Source organism: Novosphingobium acidiphilum DSM 19966 (genome assembly GCF_000429005.1).
Classification (GTDB): domain Bacteria; phylum Pseudomonadota; class Alphaproteobacteria; order Sphingomonadales; family Sphingomonadaceae; genus Novosphingobium; species Novosphingobium acidiphilum.
The window spans coordinates 166,200-182,932 of record NZ_AUBA01000003.1 but is presented as its reverse complement, the minus strand read 5'-3'; the positions used below and the strand labels follow the sequence as shown (position 1 = coordinate 182,932).

Genomic DNA, 16,733 nt, shown 5'->3' with positions numbered 1-16,733 from the left:
CCCGACTTGCCAAAATGTGATGGCCGGTTGCGGCCTGGCTTATGAACACGGGATACAGGCAATGCGCGTCAACCGGCTTGACCATGTCAACATCATCACCGACCGGCTGGATGAAACGGCGGATTTCTATACCGCGCTGCTGGGCCTTGAACGCCGCAACGCGCCACCGCCGTTGACCCCCGACAACGCGCAATGGATGTTTGACGACAACGGACTGGCGATCGTGCACATCAATTCGGTCGAGTGCCCGCGCACGTATGAACGCAGCGTAAAACCGGGTGCAGCGACCGGCGCGATCCACCATGTGGCGCTGACCTGCACCGGCCACGCCGAGCTGATGCAGCGTATCGACACGATGGGACTGGCCTGTCAGACCAACCGCGTCGACGCGATCGGCCTGACCCAGGTGTTCACCACCGACCCCAACAACGTGCTGCTGGAACTGAACTTTTTCGGCGACTGAGGCGTGGCCCGGTGCCGGGGGAACGGATCAGCGTGACGCCACCTTTTGCGATTCCAGCGCCTTGTCCTCGTTGGCGCGGTGGATCAGATAGGCGCGGATGGCTTCGGCATCGGCGGCATTGAGCGCGGATTTGAAGCTGACCATGCCCATCGTGTGCAACTGGCCGCCCAGCACCACCATTTTCAGCGCTTCGGCCGAGGCGATCACGCCCGAATGGCGCAGATCGGGGTTGAGATCGCCCGACACCGCGGCATCGCCGTGGCACACACTGCAATAGCGCGCATAATGCCCGGCGCCTGCGGCAATCTGCTGCGGCGTGCCGAACGGCGCCGGGGGATCAAGCACCATCTGCGACGGCGGCGGCGCAGCGGGCAGCTGGCCGCTGGCGCCCAGCTTGAACACCAGCAAGCGGCTGATATTGCGCCCTGCCCCGCCTTTGTTGGCCAGCGTGCCGGTGGCGATATCCCACACTCCGCCCCAGCCGGCCAGCACCGCGACATATTGTTCGCCATTGATCGAATAGGTCATCGGCGCCGCGATCACGCCGGTCTGGGTCGGGAACGACCACAGCTTTTCACCCTTGTCGGCGCTGTACGCCACGAACGTGCCCCCGGCATTGCCCTGGAACACCAGATTGCCCGCCGTTGACAGCACGCCGCCATTCCACGGGCTGGGCAGATCCACGCGCCAGGCCTGCTTCTGATGCGCCACGTCCCATGCGATCAGCGCGCCGGTGGTTTGTGCTGCGGCACCTTTGCGGATCTCGGTGTTGGCGGGCATCGCGGTCGCGGCGCCATCGAGCGCGGTCTGGAACCCGATCGCCGACGGTTTCCAGTCCTTGGCCGCCATATAGGGGAATGCGGCGATATTGGCCGGAATATACAGATATCCGGTCGCCTGGCTGTAGCTTTGCGGTTGCCAGCTGTGGCCGCCGACCGCGCCCGGTGCGCTGACCCAGGGCTTGCCCGTCTGTTCGTAGCGGGCATCGGGGTTGAGCGCGGGCCGCCCGGTGGCCGGATCGATCCCGGTGGTCCAGTTGACCGGCACAAACGCCTTGGCCGAGACAAATCTGCCGGTTTTTACGTCCAGCAGATAGACGTGCCCGTTTTTGGGCGCGTGGATCGCGACATGGCGGACCTGTCCGTCGATCGCCACATCGGCCACCGTGATCTGCGCATCCGAATCGAAATCCCAGCGGTCTTCGGGGGTTTCCTGGAAATGCCAGGCATAGGCGCCGGTGTCGGCATTGACCGCCACGACCGAGGCGGTGAACAGATTGTTGCCCTTGCGCCCCATCGGCGCGGGATTCCACGGCTCGGCATTGCCGGTGCCGAACAGGATCAGATTGGTTTTGGGATCGTAGGTGATCGAATCCCACACGGTGCCGCCACCGCCCATTGTCCACCATTTGCCCGTCCAGGTCTTGGCGGCAGTAGACATCGCCCTGTTTTCATAGCCTTTCGCCGGATCGCCGGGCACGGTGTGGAATTTCCACGCCAGCTTGCCGGTCTGGGCATCGAACGCCGCCAGATAGCCGCGCGCGCGGTATTCGGCGCCGCCTTCGCCGATGACAACCCGCCCCTTGACGATGCGCGGAGCGCCGGTGATCGTGTAATCGCGCTGATTGGGCACCGCCAGCACCGACCACACCGGTTTGCCGGTCTGCGCATCGAGCGCGACCAGCCGGCCATCAAGCGTGGCGACGAACACCTTGTTGCCATACAGCGCGACCCCGCGATTGACCGCATCGCAGCACGCGCGAACCAGCGTTTCGCGCGGCACTTTGGGGTCATAGCCCCACAGCTGTTTGCCGGTGGTGGCGTCATAGGCCTTGACCATCGACCACGCGGTGGAAACGTACAGCACGCCATTGTGCAGCAGCGGCGTCGCCTCCTGCCCGCGCGCGGTGTCGAGATCGGCCGACCAGGCCAGGCCCAGCTGTGCCACGTTGCCCGCATTGATCGTGCCCAGCGGCGAAAAGCGCTGTTCGCCATAATCGCGGCCATAGCTCAACCATTCGCCCGCGGGGCTGGCTGCGATATCCGCCGCGGTCACGCCGCCTGCGGCAATCGCAGCGCTGCCGCCCAGTTGCATCGTGGCCAGCGCCACGCCGCAGACAAGACCAATTCCGGCCCGAACCCGTCCCCGAACCACCGAATTGTTGCGCGCAATGCCTGTCATGGCTTTCGGGCCTCTCCTGTTGCGCCGGGGTCTTGCCCGGTCACCTGTCACGGTCTTTGGTATCATGGTAATCTGGCATAGCAATCTGGCCGAGGCCAGCGCAAATCTTAAGGGATTGGTTAAACGCGCCACCGCGCGTGGGCAAGTGTCGATCGGTGCAATCGCCCGTTACCGTCGATTGCAACGTTACGCAGGTCGGCTATCATGCTGACGATGCAGTCTTTGGAGACGTGTGCGATGTGCGATGACCTGACCGAAGCCGACAACATCGACTATCTGGCCCGCCTGTCGGTGGATCGCCGCCGCTTTGCCGTGATGGGCGCAGGCGCCGCCACGTTGGCCACGATTCCCGGCTGCATCGCCAAAGTGGCCGACCAGACGCCGGCGCTGCCGGTTGCGGGCCGCGCGGTATCGATCACCACGCCCGACGGCGTAACCGACGCCTGGTTTGTGGCCCCCACCACCGGCAGGCATCCGGCCGTGATCCTGTGGCCCGATATTGCCGGGCTGCGCGATGCCTACAAGACAATGGCGGCGCGGCTGGCCGGGGCCGGCTATGCCGTGCTGGCGGTCAATCACTATTACCGCGGTGCCAGGGCGCCGATTCTCGATTCGCTGGTGGCCTGGCGCACACCCGAAGGGCAGGCCCGGCTCAAACCGCTGATCGCCGCGATCACGCCTGCCGGCATTGCCCGCGATGCCGCCGCCTATGTCGGCTGGCTGGACCACCAGGGCGAAGTCGACACCGCCCGGCGCATCGGCAGCAGCGGCTATTGCATGACCGGCGGCTATACCGTGCGCACCGCCGCCGCGGTGCCGGGCCGCGTGGGCGCGGGTGCTTCGTTCCACGGCGCAGGGCTGGTCGATGAAAAAGCCGGACACGACAGCCCGCACCTGCTGCTGGCAAAGACGCAGGCTGCCTATCTGTTTGCCATCGCGCAGAACGACGATGCCAACGCGCCGACCGACAAGATCGCGCTGAAGGACGCGGCCAGCGCAAGCGGCCGGCCGGCCGAAATCGAGGTCTATCCGGCGCAGCACGGCTGGTGCACGATCGACGCCCCGGTTTATGACGAAGTGCAGGCGGAAAGAGCCTGGACCCGTATGCTGGCGCTGTTCAAGGTCAATCTTTAGGTGCGTGGCGTGCTGGTGGGTTATTTCACCAGTTCGCCACCCTTGATCACATGGACGACGTGTTCAAGCACGGTTACGTCCTGCGTCGGATCGCCGTCCACCGCGATCATGTCGGCATAGTGGCCGGGCGACAGCGCGCCGACGTCCCTGCTCCAGCCCAGCATCGCGGCCGAAGTTGTGGTGGCGGCCTGGATCGCCTGCATCGGGGTCATGCCCCACTGCACCATATATTTGAACTGCCGCGCATTCAGCCCGTGCGGATAGACCCCGGCATCGGTGCCGAACGACAGTTTGACCCCGGCGCGCACGGCCTTTTGAAACGCCTGGCGCTGCGCCAGCGTGGTCTCGGTGTTCTTGCGCATATAGTCTTCGGGATAATGATCGCGGCGCCCCACTTCGTCGGTCCAGTCGCCGTTGTAGACATCCATGTCCAGGAACACGCCGCGCGCCTTGGCCAGCGCGATGCCTTCGTCATCGATCAGGCTGGCGTGTTCGATGCCGCGCACCCCGGCGCGGATCGCCGCCTTGATCCCGGCGGCACCATGCGCGTGCGCGGTCACCCAGGATCCGCGCGCCTGCGCCACCGCCACCGCGGCGCGCATTTCGTCCTCGGTCAGTTCCTGCTGCCCCGCAACGGTGCCGATGGCAAACACCGCGCCGGTGGCGATCAGCTTGATCGAATCCGCGCCGTGCTGGAACAGATAATTGACCTTTTGCGTGACCTCGTCGGGGCTGTTGACCACGCCTGCGCGCATGTCGTCGGGCACATGCACATCAGCCGCCAGGCCGGTCACTTCGCCGCCGCCGCCGGGCGCGGTGATATAGGCGCCGACCGCCGCCATGCGCGGGCCGATCACATCGCCGCGATTGATCGCGTTGCGCAGTTCGACATCGCCGAACGCGCGGTAACAGCCGACATCGTGGACCGAGGTAAACCCGGCAAACAGCGTGGTGCGCGCATTGGCCGCGCCCATATAGGCGACCTCCATCGCCGAATGCAGCAACGGCTCGGCCGGATTGTTGGTTTCGCCCGTATCAGCCAGATGGACATGCATGTCGATCAGCCCCGGCAGTACGGTATAGCGCGACCAGTCGATCACTTTGGCGCCCGCCGGCAGCGCGCCATCGGGCATGATCGCGGCAACGCGGCCATCCTCCACCCGCAACACGCGCGCGCCTTCCACCGTGCCCCTTTCCGGATCGACCAGATGGCCTGCGCGCACAAAGACCGTTTCAGCCTGCGCCGTGCCGGCCATGGCCAGCACCATTGCTGCTGCGATCACGCTGCGCACAGCGACCTCATTTCCCCGTTCTGCACCTTTACGCCCAACGGGCAATGCGCGCGCAGCACCGCGCCCAGTTGCACGTCTTCATCATGCGCGACCCCGTCTGGCGGACCTTTGCGGGTGAACCAGCCCCGCGCCGCATCATGATCCAAGGTATAGCCAATTGCGACATCGGCGAACTGATCAGGCCGCGCGTTGACCCGGTAATGCGCGCGGACAATCTGCCAGTGGCCGGGAAGCACGTCCTGATCGGGTTGGCCGGGATGATCGGTGCGAACCGACACCTCGTGCCATTGCCCGGTCGCCTGACGGTATGCGCCCGGTGCCTGCGGCAGATCGATCACATCGGCGGCCGGGGGCGGATCGCCAATCGACAGCCGCTCAGTCGCGAAGACAAGCCGCACGTGTGGCTCTCCGGCGTTGCGCAGCACCAGTTCGTAAACCAGGTCAAACGTGTGCCGCCCATCGGGCAATCGCCCCAGATCGCGCACATAGAGCGCGCCTGACGGATTGTCGCCCTGTCCGCCCGGCGGCGGCGCGGGCGGATGGCCGGGATGCGCAAACACCATGCGCAGCACCATCGCCGCCAGCGCGATCGCCGCCAGCACGACCAGCCAGCGCAGCGCGGTGGCGGCCCGATCGAACGCGCCCGGAATTGCGATCAGAAATTCGCGCAAGGCCGCGTGGCGCGCCTTTTTGTCCTTGTTGCTCACCACTGTCCCCGATCAAACCACCCGACGCCTACCTTGGCAGACAAGCCCGGCCCCGGTCGAGCATTTCGTTACCCCGCGGGGTTGTATTTCGCCAGAAAGGCATCGAGCTTGTCCAGCCACAGCTGTTCATGCGCCGAGGTTGTGAAACCGTGGCCTTCTTCGGGGATGGTGTAGAATTCGTGGACCTTGCCGGCCTGGGTCAGGGCATCGGCATATTGCTTGCTCTGTTTCATCGGCACCCGCGTGTCGGCTTCGCCGTGCACGATCATCACCGGCACCTTCAACCGGTCGACGGTGTACAGTGGCGACACCGTTTTCAAATCGAAGGTCTTGTCGCCCTGCAATCGCGCGCGCCAGTTTTCGCGGTGCTTGGTGCCATCGAACCGGCCTGAATATTTCAGCCACCGCGGAACATCGCTGATCCCGGCAAAGCTGGCCGCACAGCGATAGCGTTCGGGGTTGCGCGTGGCCGCCCACAATGCGGCATACCCGCCGTACGAACTGCCGACCACGCAAACCCGTTTGGCGTCGACCATGCCCTGCGCGGTCAGCCAGTCCATGCCGTCGTCCAGATCGTCCTGCATCGACCGGCCCCACTGGCCCTGCGCAGCATCCTCGAACACTTTGCCGAAGCTGCCCGATCCGCGAAACTGCGGTTGCAGCACGGCATAGCCGCGATTGGCAAAAAACTGCACTTCTTCGTCAAAACTGCCGTCGTCGCGCACCCCGAACGGGCCGCCATGCGGCAGGATGATCAGCGGCAGGGCTTTGGCCGCGCGCCCCACCGGCAAAGTCAGATAGGCGGCCAGGGCCTGCCCGTCGCGGGCCTTGTAATGCACGAACCGGGTGGACGCCAGTTGCGCGGGATCGAGATGCTCGTTCACTTTGGCATAGCGGTGCATCACGCCTTCGGCCTGCTGATACAGGTAATACGCGCCCGGATCGGACGCGCTGGTCACGGCAATCATCAGCATGGCGTAATCGCGGCTGTGCGAAACGACCCACGCCTGCCGGTTGTCCCCGACCGCCTTGTCGAGATCGCCCTGCAACTGCGCCAGCGTGTCGTCAAACCAGTGCACGCGCGCGCGATCATCGGTGTATGCGGCCGAGATCAGCTTCTGGCCGTCTTCGCTGCTGTCGGCACTGTCGATATCGCTGCCGGGCGCAGCATAGACCAGACTGCCGCGTTTGTGCTGGATGAAGTCATATTCGTAGACCGCCCAGTAGGGATTTTCGGGGCCACGCGCGAGCATATAGCCCTTGTCGCTGCCCTGGGTCAGGCGGACGACATTGTCGATCGCCGAGTCATCGTCTTTGTCATCGTTGCCTTTGAGCACAACCCGGAACTTGTCGGCCGCGCCGCTGCGATAGACCATTTTCCAGTTGTGTTCGTCCGAATAGCCAAAACCATAGCGCACCACACCGCTGCTGTCGGCATACCAGTCCCAGATCCCGTCAAAGCTTCTGCTGACCCTGGTCGCACGATTGGTGGCCACGTCCATGCGCCAGACATCGGGATAATCGCTGAGCGAACTTTGAAACGCCATCAGCAGCGTCTTGCCCTCGGGATCGACCCACAGCACATCGTCGCCTTTCAGCCCGGCGATCTGGTGGTTGAGCAAGGACATCTTGCCGGCATCAATGTCAAAGGCCGTCATCCGCGTGGCATAGGCCTCGTCATCGTACCATTGCACGGTCGAGCCCAGGCTGATGATCAGGGTGTGGTTGCCCGCCCAGAAATAGCGCACGAGATCGCCCTTTTTGGGCACCTTGATCAACCGGATCGGCACTTTGCCGGTCACATCGGCAATCGCGAGCTGTTCTTCGCCCTTGATCGAAAACCGCGCCGCCAGGTGCAACCCGTCAGGCGACAGCACCGGATGCGTCATCAGTGCCCTGGCGGAAAAGTCGGCGGTGGGAATGCGCGGCGGGATTGCCGCAACCGCAGGCTTTGGCGCCGGATCGTCGGCGGCCACGGCCGGGGTCGACAGACCCGCACCCCACGCAGCCACCGTCAGCAGCAGACAGCGGCCAACCACCAAACCAAGTCCGGCCATGCACACCCCCCCGGGGCAGCGTCGGGCACATCGCGACGCCGCAGCCACGCATGTGCAACATCAAAGGTTTGGCGCACAAGCCCGAATTGTCGCGAATTATCGCCAAAGTGGCTGGCATTGCACGGCAGCACCAGCGCAACGGGGCAAATCCCTAGGCCTGTGTTCAACGGTATTAAGCCTGCAGCGCCGTATTCAAGGTGCCTATCGCGCGCGAAAGACCCGGCTTCCCATGTTCATCAGCACACCCCCTGTCATGGCCGATCAGGATGCCACCACCCCCGACGCCATGGCCGCCGCGCGCGCCGACCTGTTCCGCCAGGCGCAGGCGGCCTGCGCGCTGGGATCGCCGTTCGTGCGCGATGTGCTGGTGGCTGCCATGCGGCAATTGCACCGTGCGCCGATGCTGGCGCTGCGGCTGGCGACCTGGCCCGGCGACCGTGCGGCAGCCGCACTGGCACTGCGGGTCAACAGCGCGCTGCACCTGCTGGCGCGCAGTGGCGACGTGCCATCGCTGTCCGCGGCCTTTGCCACGCGTACCGGCGATGTCGATCGTGCGGTGGCCGATGCGTTTGAAGCCGCAGATACCACGCTCGCCCGCCTGATCGCGTATCCCACCCAGACCAACGAGGTCGCGCGCAGCGGTGCGCTCCATGCCGGGCTGATGGCGGCGACGGCACGATTTGATCAGCCGATCGAGCTGCTCGAACTGGGATCAAGCGCGGGGTTGAACCTTAATCTCGACCGTTATGCCTTTTGCCTGGGCGGCACCGCGTCGGGCGATCCCGCCTCTTCGGTCCGGATCGCACCGCGCTGGCACGGTCCTGCACCGCGCCGCCACCGGCTGCGCCTGGCCAGCGCCAGCGGGGTCGATCTGGCGCCGCTCGATGTCACCGATCCCGAATGCTGCGAACGGCTGATGTGCTATGTCTGGGCCGATCGCCCCGACCGCATGGCCCAGTTGCAGGCCGCGATCCGCATCGCCCGCCACCACCCCCCGCGTGTCGAGCGCGGGGATGCCGCCTGTTGGCTGAAAGACCGGCTCGATCGACCCCACGCCACCGGGGTAACCCGCGCCGTGGTCCATTCGATGCTGCGCCAATATCTCGATCTGGCGACCCGCGCGCGCATCCGCGATATGCTTGAATGTGCAGGCGCAAAGGCCGATGCCGCGCACCCGCTGGTCCACGTGTCCTACGAATGGGATGACGATCACCGCGTGGTCGAACTGGTGCTGACCATGTGGCCCCACGGCGAACGGCGGCTGCTGGCGCACCTCGACCCTTATGGCGATCAGGTGATCTGGCTGGGCTGAACCCCTGGCGGCGGTTGTGCCACCAGGGGTTGCGCAGTGGCGCGTTCCTAAAATTCGGACCAGTCGTCGTGGGCCAGCGCCGCCGAACCTGCCGCGCGCGCAATCGCGCGCGGCGCCGGCAGCGCGCGCGGTTGCGCGCGCGGCTGAACGGGGCGTGGGTGCTGCACCGCGCGTGCCTTGTCCTGCCCGCCGACGGTAAAGGCCGCAACCGCAGTGCCAAGCTTGTGCGCCTCGTCGGCCATCAGGTTGGTGGCGGCGGTGGTCTGCTCGACCATGGCGGCGTTCTGCTGCGTGGACTTGTCCATATCGAGGATCAGGCGGTTGACCGTTTCCATCGCCTGCGACTGGCGCGCGACCGTATCGGCAATCGTCTCGATCGCGCCGCTGACATGGCCGACGCGTTCGATGATGCGTTCGAGCGCATGGCCCGTTTCATCGACCAGTGCCACGCCCTGCCCGACATGCGTCGCGGCCGATCCGATCCGCACCTTGATATCCTGTGCCGCCGCTGTCGCGCGCAGCGCCAGAGCGCGCACTTCGCTGGCAACCACGGCAAAGCCCTTGCCCGCCTCGCCCGCGCGCGCCGCCTCGACCCCGGCATTGAGTGCCAGCAGATTGGTCTGAAAGGCGATGCCGTCGATCACCGTGGTGATATCGGCAATCTCGCGGCTGGCCTGATCGATCCCGTTCATGGCCTCGATGGCGCGGCGCACGACATCGCCGCCGGCTTCGGCTTCGCCGCGCGCTTCGGTCATGGCGCTGTTCGCCCGTGTCACCTGGGCGTTGCCTTCGCGCATCAGCCCTGTGATTTCCTCGATCGAGCGCGACGAATTGGCCAGGCCTTGGGCCTGCTGCTCGCTGCGCTGCGACAGTTCGGTTACCGCCACACGAATTTCGCTCGATGTCGCAGCGATCGAGCCGACCCCGTCGCGCACCACCACCATCGCTGCGCCCAGCTTTTCCATGGCGGCGTTGAAATCGACACCGATCGCGGCGAATTCGGGCGGCAAGGCGGACAGGCGGTGGCTGAGATCGGCCGACGACAGGTGATGCAACGAAATGCCGATGGCCTCGACCGCGGTCTGAAGGTTGTGTTCTGCGGCGACTTTTGCCTGCGCCGCATCGCGAAACACGCCGACCGCGCGCGCCATGTTGCCCAGTTCGTCGTCGCGATCGGCATCGGGCACATGGACATCGTGATGGCCCGAGGCCAATTGCGACATCACCCCGGTCAGCGCCACGATCGGGTGGGCAATCCCCTGGCCCAGCTTGCGCGACAACATCAGCGCCAGCGCAATCATCGCAATACCACCCAGAACCAGTGTGATCAGTGCGATGGTGATGGCCCGTTGCTGGCTGGCAGCATTGTCGGCGATCAGCTTGTCCTCGGCATCGCGCACACTGCGCAACGCCAGCACCGGCTTGGTGATCAGCACCGCCTTGCCCGCTGCGCGCACTTCGGCTTCGGCCTGTTCGCGGCCGCCCGTCTTGACCACCTCGATCAGACGATCACCCCAATCGTGCCGCCAGGTCTGTGTATCGTCGCGTGCGCTGCGGATCAGCGCCACCTTTTCGGGATCGGTCAGCTGCGCTTCGAGCGTGGCCACGGTGTGATCAAAATCGTCGCGCGCCTCGTAATAGGATTTCAGATAGCCGGTATCGCCGGTGACGAGATAGCCGCGTATCTGGCTGTTCTGCCGCAGCAGCGCCGATTCCAGGCTTAGCGCCTCGGCATGGATCGTCTGGCTGAGATCGTTGCGCACCATCGCCGAACGGATCATCAGGATATTGGCCAGGAACACCGCCATCATCACCGCGGCAGAGGCGATCACCAGCACAAACGACAGGCCAAGCTTGCGTTCGATGTTGAGCGAATTGAGCATGTTTCAAAATTTCCCCGCAAGGCGCGAACGCGCCACGCCGGCCCCAGGGCCCGTATGGCGGGTGTCCACAACAGACACCGGTCGTCGATGCATGAACGGTGATAAAAGCCAGGAATTAACCACGCACGGTGGCGCAGCTACGCATGGTTGCGGCTTTGGCATTTACAGACGCTTCAAAGCCTGTGCCCCGCAGCCGATCGCGCAGATCCGGCATGGCCATATCATCCATCTGAAATGCATCGATTTTCGCTGATTTCCACCGCCGATCTGACGGGATCGCAGCGGCGGCATGCGCCGTATCGCCGACCACCCGCGCCGCTGTCATGCCGGTTTCTTTGCGCAGTCCTCCTGATGCGGGCGGGTCCGGGCTGTTAAGCATGGCCGCCGCAAGAGGCCGTCTGCCTGTATCACCAGACGAGAGGCCTTTTGTGAAAACATCGATCACCGTGCTTGCGCTGTCCACCGCGCTTGTATCGCACACCGCCTGGGCTGACAGCCCCGCGCCCGATTCCGCTTCGGCCACACCGTCTGTCAAAGGCGCCTTTACCACCGGTGTTGCCAAGGGGCGCGATCTGCTCGACACCGCGATCTCGGCCAGCACGATCAGCGACAGCGATCTGCACAAGATCGGCACGACCTCGATCGCCGAAATCGTCGGCAACATTCCCGGCATCCGCGCCGAAACCGGCGGAACCGATGGCCGCGTATCGATTACCATCCGCGGGTTGCCGCTTGACGCCGACGGGTCGAAATTTTTGCAGATCCAGGAAGATGGCCTGCCCGTTCTGGAATTCGGCGATATCTATTTCGGCGTACCGACGCAGTTCCTGCGCAGCGACCTGGCCACTGGTCAGGTTCAGGCGATCCGCGGTGGATCGGCATCGACATTCGCGTCGAATTCACCGGGCGGAGTGGTCAATTTCATTTCGCGCACGGGCGAAGAAACCGGCGGCATGCTGCAATTCAGTTCCGGCCTCAACTATGCGCTGGGCCGGGTCGATTTCGACTATGGTCAGAAAATCGACGATCACTGGCGGTTCAATGTGGGTGGATTTTACCGCCGGGGCGAAGGACCACGGGCCACTGGCTACGATACATTCAACGGCGGCCAGATCAAATTCAACGCAACCCGCACCTTTGATGGCGGATACATCCGGTTTTATGCCAAAGTGCTGGATGACCGCGAACCCTTTCTTGGCGCCGTGCCCGTGCAGGTCAGCGGCAGCGACAGCGACCCTCATTTTTCACCACTGCCGGGCTTTGACCCGCGCAGCGATTCCGCCTGGACCCGCAATGTGTCCAGCGCTTTGGTGTTGAACCGCAGCAATCTGCCCGAAACCATCGACCTGCGTCAGGGCGACCACAGCAAAGTGCGCGCGTTCGGCATCGAGGCGCAGTTCGAACTGGCCGGATGGACGATCACCGATCGCGCGCGCTATTCGGTCATCTCGGGCCAGCACAATGAAACGGCCGGGCAGGTCTATATCCCGGCGGCGGCGCTGGCCGGTGCGCTGGGCGTGCCGGGCGGCACCGTCAGCTATGCCGACGGGCCGCTGGCCGGGCAAACGGTGGCCAATCCGGCCACGCTCAACGGCAACGGCCTGGCTGCGCTGGGCTTGCAGATCAACGCAGATATCAACAGCCTGAACTATGCCGTCAACGATCTGCGCGCCAGCCGTGTGTTTGCGCTTGCAGGCGGCAAGCTGACCACCACGGCCGGGTTCTATGCCTCGTCGCAGGATATCGACATGCTGTGGTCGTTCAACAGCACGGTGATGGATTTTGCTGGCGGGGGCAATTCGACCTTGCTCAATGTCACCACGCCGTCGGGTTTCCCGATTACCCAGGGCGGGGTGCTGTCCTACAGCTTTCTGGGCGGCAGCGGGCAGTTCAAGCGCGACCTTGATGTCCGGTTCCGCACGCTGGCACCCTATGGTTCGATCAATTACCAGGCGGGCAAACTGACGCTGGGTGCCAGCCTGCGTTACGACAGGACACAGGCGCGTGGCATGGTCTATGGTGCAGACCTTGGCGGCGGGCGCGTCGGCGTGGGCGCCTATGACATCAATGGCGACGGCGTGATTTCGCTGCCCGAGACGCAGACCGCAATGCTGCCGCTGTCGCAACCGGCATCGGTCGCCTATTCCTATGGCTTTGTGTCGTATTCGGCCGGGGCCAACTATCGCATTGCCGAAGATCTGTCGGCCTTTGCCCGGTACAGCCGGGGCGGACGCGCCAGCGCCGATCGTGATGTGTACCCGCCCAGTTTCAACCCGGCCACCGGTCAACTGGCCAATGCCAGCCTGGCCTTCAGCCCGATCAGGCAGGCCGAATTGGGCACCAAGTTCCGCAGCGGCCCCATCACCGTTTTTGTGACCGGGTTCTGGGCCTCGACCAAGGACACCAATGTCCAGGTTGCCGCCGATACCCAGGGCAACACGATTGTCGTGCCGATCAACCGCACCTACAGCGCAAAAGGCGTCGAATTGGAAAGCGAGGCCCGCAAAGGCCCGTTCAGCCTGCGCCTGGGGGCAACCTACACCAAATCGAAAATCGACAGCGATCTGGACAATCCTGCGGAAAACGGGTTGGTCCCGCGCCACGAGCCGAATTTCTTCATGACCGCAATGCCGCAATTCCAGACCGGCATGATCTCGATCGGGGCCAATGTCATCGGCGTGTCGAGCAGCTATGCCGAAGACACCGACCTGTTGAAGCAGCCGGGCTATGTGCTGGTCAATCCGTTTGTCGAAGTGCGCCCGCTGGCGCATGTCACCGCAACGCTGAACGTGTTCAACCTGTTCAACAAGCTGGCGTTCAGCGAAGTCGATTCGGGCGGTGTTCCGGCCAACGGGATCGTCAACATCCTGCCAATCAACGGGCGCACGCTGACCGCTTCTGTCCGCATCACCTTTTGAGCCCGGCCGGGTGCGGCAAACGCCGCACCCGGTCTGGATCAGGCGGCCGGTGCCTTCGGCGCGGTGCACGACTTCGCAGGCGCGCATCGGTCCGATCCGTCGCGATATCTGCCGCGTGTTGATCATGGCCGCCACGGCGCTGCGCAAATGCCGCGCTGTCACATTTAACCCTTTGTTCGCACATACATTTTCTGATGCTCCTATCCGCGCAAATACGGATGGCAGCGGTCACCGGAACCGTAACCATGCGCGCGGCAAGAGGCGCGCTGCGCATCCACCAGAAGAGGTTGTCCCATGAAAAAATCGCTTATCGTGCTCGCAGCCACGACTGCGCTTGCCCCCGTTGCGGCGCGCGCCGACGCCCAGGCCGCAGACGCCGGCACCACCCCCGCGCCGGCCACAAGCGCGTTCACCACCGGCGTTGCCAAGGGCCGCGATTTGCTCGACACCGCGATTTCGGCAAGCACGATCAGCAGCGCGGATCTGCAGCGGATCGGGACGCCCTCGATTGCCGAAATTGTCGGCAATATTCCCGGCATCCGCGCCGAAACCGGCGGCACCGATGGCCGCACCTCGATCACCATCCGCGGCTTGCCGCTCGATACCGACGGGTCGAAATTTCTGCAGATCGAAGAAGACGGCCTGCCGGTTCTGGAATTCGGCGATATCTATTTCGGCACCCAGACGCAGTTTCTCCGCGTCGACCTGAGCACCGCACAAGTGCAGGCGATCCGCGGCGGCTCGGCATCGACGTTTGCATCGAATTCGCCCGGCGGGGTGGTCAATTTCATTTCGCGCACCGGCGAGGAAACCGGCGGCGTGATGCAGGTCAGTTCGGGCGTCAACTATGGGCTGGGCCGCGTCGACTTCGACTATGGCAGCAAGATCGACGACCATTGGCGGTTCAACATCGGCGGGTTCTATCACCTTGGCGAAGGGCCGCGCGCAACGGGTTACGATGCCTTCAACGGTGGCCAGATCAAATTCAACCTGACGCGCAGTTTCGACAACGGCTATATCCGGGTCTACGCGAAAGTGATGGATGATCGCGAACCGTACCTGGGCGTGGTGCCGGTCGAAATCGGCGGAACCAATGCCAACCCGACCTATACGGCGGTGCCGGGGTTCGATCCGCGCAGCAATTCGGCGTGGTCACGCAATATCACCAATGACCAGGCGCTCAACCAGAACAATCTGCCGCAAAATATCGATCTGCATCAGGGCGATCGCAGCAAAGTCCGCGCGATCGGGCTTGAGGCGCAATTCGATGTCGCGGGCTGGACCGTGACCGACCGGTTCCGCTATTCGGATATTTCGGGCGTCCACAACGAAACCGTGCCGGCCGGTTATATTCCGGCAGCCGCCATCGCCACCGTGGTCGGCGGCGCGGGCGCACAGTTGAAATACGCCGACGGTCCGCTGGCGGGCCAGATTGTTGCCAACCCGGCGGGGCTTAACGGCAATGGCCTGGCTGCGCTGAACCTGCTCGATCATGCCGACATCAACAGCTTCGACTATGCCGTCAACGAATTGCGCGCCAGCCGGGTGTTTACGCTGGGTACGGGTAAATTGACCACCACCGCAGGCGTTTACGCCTCGTCGCAGGATATCAATATCCTGTGGTCGTTCGACACATCGGTAACCGATTTTGCCAGCGGCGGAAATTCGACCAACCTCAACGTCGTCACCGCAGCCGGCGTCCCGGTTACCCAGGGTGGCCTGTTGTCATACAGCTTCATCCACAGCGGCGGCCGCGGGCATCGCTATCTCGATGTCAACTTCCGCACGCTGGCGCCATTTGCTTCGGTCAATTACCAGGTGGGCAAATTGGCACTCGGCGGCAGCTTGCGCTACGATACCGGCAAAGTCGGTGGCGCCGTCTATGGTTCGGATCTGGGCGGCGGCCGGGTTGGCGTCGGGGCTTATGACTTCAACGGCGACGGCGTGATTTCGGCGGCGGAATCGCAAACCGCGGTGTTGCCTTTGTCGCAGCCCGCCGCGGTCGGGTATTCCTATCACTATCTGTCCTATTCGGCGGGCGCCAATTACCGCATTGCCGACGATCTGTCGGCTTTTGCCCGCTATAGCCGGGGCGGCCGCGCCGGCGCCGATCGCGGGCTGTATCCGCCCACGTTCAATTCTGCGACCGGACAGCCGGTTGCGCCCGACCTGGCCTATAGCCTGATCAAGCAGGCCGAAGTCGGCACCAAGTTCCGCAGCGGCGATGTCACGATCTACGTCACCGGGTTTTGGGCGTCGTCGAACGACATCAACAACCAGGTTGCACAGGATCAGAACGGGGCAACCATCGTCATCCCGATCAACCGGACCTATAGCGCCAAGGGCATCGAACTCGAAAGCGAAGCGCGCAAAGGGCCGTTCAGCCTGCGTCTGGGCGCGACCTATACCAAGGCAAAAATCGACAACGACGTGCTCAATCCGGCCGAAAACGGCCTGACCCCGCGCCACGAACCGACCTTGTTCTTCACCGCGATGCCCCAGTTCGATGGCAAATGGATCTCGGTGGGCGCCAATATCGTGGGCGTGGCCAGCAGCTTTGCGCAGGACAGCGACCTGCTGAAGCAGCCGGGCTATGTGCTGGTCAATCCGTTTGTCCAGATCCACCCGATGCCGCGCGTGACCGCAACGCTCAACGTCTACAACCTGTTCAACAAACTGGCGATTGTCGAAGCCGATGCCAGCGCGGTGCCTGCCAGCGGCGTTGTCAGCGTGTTGCCGCTGAACGGGCGCACGCTGACCGGGTCGATCCGCGTCACGTTCTGACC

11 protein-coding genes are annotated in these 16,733 nt (G+C 64.1%); 5 read left to right on the top strand and 6 right to left on the bottom strand.

Annotated features, from left to right (window positions below; genetic code table 11):
- Positions 1-19 precede the first annotated feature (19 nt).
- Entirely contained in the window at positions 20-463 is a 444-nt protein-coding gene (locus tag G404_RS0103665; RefSeq protein ID WP_245584377.1) for a VOC family protein, read from the top strand.
- A gap of 27 nt (positions 464-490) precedes the next feature.
- Here G404_RS0103665 and G404_RS0103660 read toward each other — a convergent pair whose 3' ends face one another.
- The gene (locus tag G404_RS0103660) at positions 491-2,644 is read right to left on the bottom strand and encodes a PQQ-dependent dehydrogenase, methanol/ethanol family (protein WP_051280106.1); all 2,154 of its coding nucleotides are present in this window, start codon (positions 2,642-2,644) and stop codon (positions 491-493) included.
- 237 nt (positions 2,645-2,881) lie between these two features.
- Here G404_RS0103660 and G404_RS0103655 point away from each other — a divergent pair, with 237 nt between their 5' ends.
- Positions 2,882-3,778: a dienelactone hydrolase family protein gene (locus tag G404_RS0103655; RefSeq protein WP_028639891.1), complete on the top strand. Its 897-nt coding sequence runs from the start codon at positions 2,882-2,884 to the stop codon at positions 3,776-3,778.
- A gap of 20 nt (positions 3,779-3,798) precedes the next feature.
- Here the strand turns inward: G404_RS0103655 and G404_RS0103650 are convergent, their stop codons facing one another.
- From G404_RS0103650 to G404_RS17920, 3 genes are all read right to left on the bottom strand, one after another.
- On the bottom strand, positions 3,799-5,046 hold the full coding sequence (locus G404_RS0103650; RefSeq protein ID WP_036520311.1) for a Xaa-Pro dipeptidase: 1,248 nt from the start codon (positions 5,044-5,046) through the stop codon (positions 3,799-3,801).
- Positions 5,047-5,057: 11 nt separating this feature from the next.
- Positions 5,058-5,777, bottom strand: a complete 720-nt coding sequence (locus G404_RS0103645) for a hypothetical protein (protein ID WP_028639889.1) — start codon at positions 5,775-5,777, stop codon at positions 5,058-5,060.
- A gap of 68 nt (positions 5,778-5,845) precedes the next feature.
- The gene (locus tag G404_RS17920; RefSeq protein ID WP_051280104.1) at positions 5,846-7,834 is read right to left on the bottom strand and encodes an alpha/beta hydrolase family protein; all 1,989 of its coding nucleotides are present in this window, start codon (positions 7,832-7,834) and stop codon (positions 5,846-5,848) included.
- 229 nt (positions 7,835-8,063) lie between these two features.
- Between G404_RS17920 and G404_RS0103630 the strand changes: the two genes are divergently transcribed.
- Complete coding sequence (locus G404_RS0103630; RefSeq protein WP_245584376.1) at positions 8,064-9,146, top strand: DUF2332 domain-containing protein; 1,083 nt, start codon at positions 8,064-8,066, stop codon at positions 9,144-9,146.
- Between the two features lie 47 nt (positions 9,147-9,193).
- Here G404_RS0103630 and G404_RS0103625 read toward each other — a convergent pair whose 3' ends face one another.
- Positions 9,194-11,029: a methyl-accepting chemotaxis protein gene (locus tag G404_RS0103625; protein ID WP_028639887.1), complete on the bottom strand. Its 1,836-nt coding sequence runs from the start codon at positions 11,027-11,029 to the stop codon at positions 9,194-9,196.
- Between the two features lie 115 nt (positions 11,030-11,144).
- A complete protein-coding gene (locus G404_RS0103620; RefSeq protein WP_156906178.1) occupies positions 11,145-11,354 on the bottom strand; it encodes a hypothetical protein in 210 nt (69 codons plus the stop codon).
- A gap of 103 nt (positions 11,355-11,457) precedes the next feature.
- On the opposite strand from G404_RS0103620, the gene G404_RS0103615 reads away from it, so the two are divergent.
- Together G404_RS0103615 and G404_RS0103610 are read left to right on the top strand one after the other, a co-directional pair.
- Positions 11,458-13,947, top strand: a complete 2,490-nt coding sequence (locus G404_RS0103615) for a TonB-dependent receptor domain-containing protein (protein WP_028639885.1) — start codon at positions 11,458-11,460, stop codon at positions 13,945-13,947.
- Positions 13,948-14,241: 294 nt separating this feature from the next.
- Positions 14,242-16,731: a TonB-dependent receptor gene (locus tag G404_RS0103610; protein ID WP_036520236.1), complete on the top strand. Its 2,490-nt coding sequence runs from the start codon at positions 14,242-14,244 to the stop codon at positions 16,729-16,731.
- The last annotated feature ends 2 nt before the right edge of the window (positions 16,732-16,733 follow it).

Coding starts and splice junctions, on each gene's coding strand:
- G404_RS0103665 (WP_245584377.1), top strand. CDS start 20: ATGGCCGGTTGCGGCCTGGCTTATGAACACGGGATACAGGCAATGCGC.
- G404_RS0103660 (WP_051280106.1), bottom strand. CDS start 2,644: ATGACAGGCATTGCGCGCAACAATTCGGTGGTTCGGGGACGGGTTCGG.
- G404_RS0103655 (WP_028639891.1), top strand. CDS start 2,882: ATGTGCGATGACCTGACCGAAGCCGACAACATCGACTATCTGGCCCGC.
- G404_RS0103650 (WP_036520311.1), bottom strand. CDS start 5,046: ATGGTGCTGGCCATGGCCGGCACGGCGCAGGCTGAAACGGTCTTTGTG.
- G404_RS17920 (WP_051280104.1), bottom strand. CDS start 7,834: ATGGCCGGACTTGGTTTGGTGGTTGGCCGCTGTCTGCTGCTGACGGTG.
- G404_RS0103630 (WP_245584376.1), top strand. CDS start 8,064: ATGTTCATCAGCACACCCCCTGTCATGGCCGATCAGGATGCCACCACC.
- G404_RS0103625 (WP_028639887.1), bottom strand. CDS start 11,029: ATGCTCAATTCGCTCAACATCGAACGCAAGCTTGGCCTGTCGTTTGTG.
- G404_RS0103620 (WP_156906178.1), bottom strand. CDS start 11,354: ATGACAGCGGCGCGGGTGGTCGGCGATACGGCGCATGCCGCCGCTGCG.
- G404_RS0103610 (WP_036520236.1), top strand. CDS start 14,242: ATGAAAAAATCGCTTATCGTGCTCGCAGCCACGACTGCGCTTGCCCCC.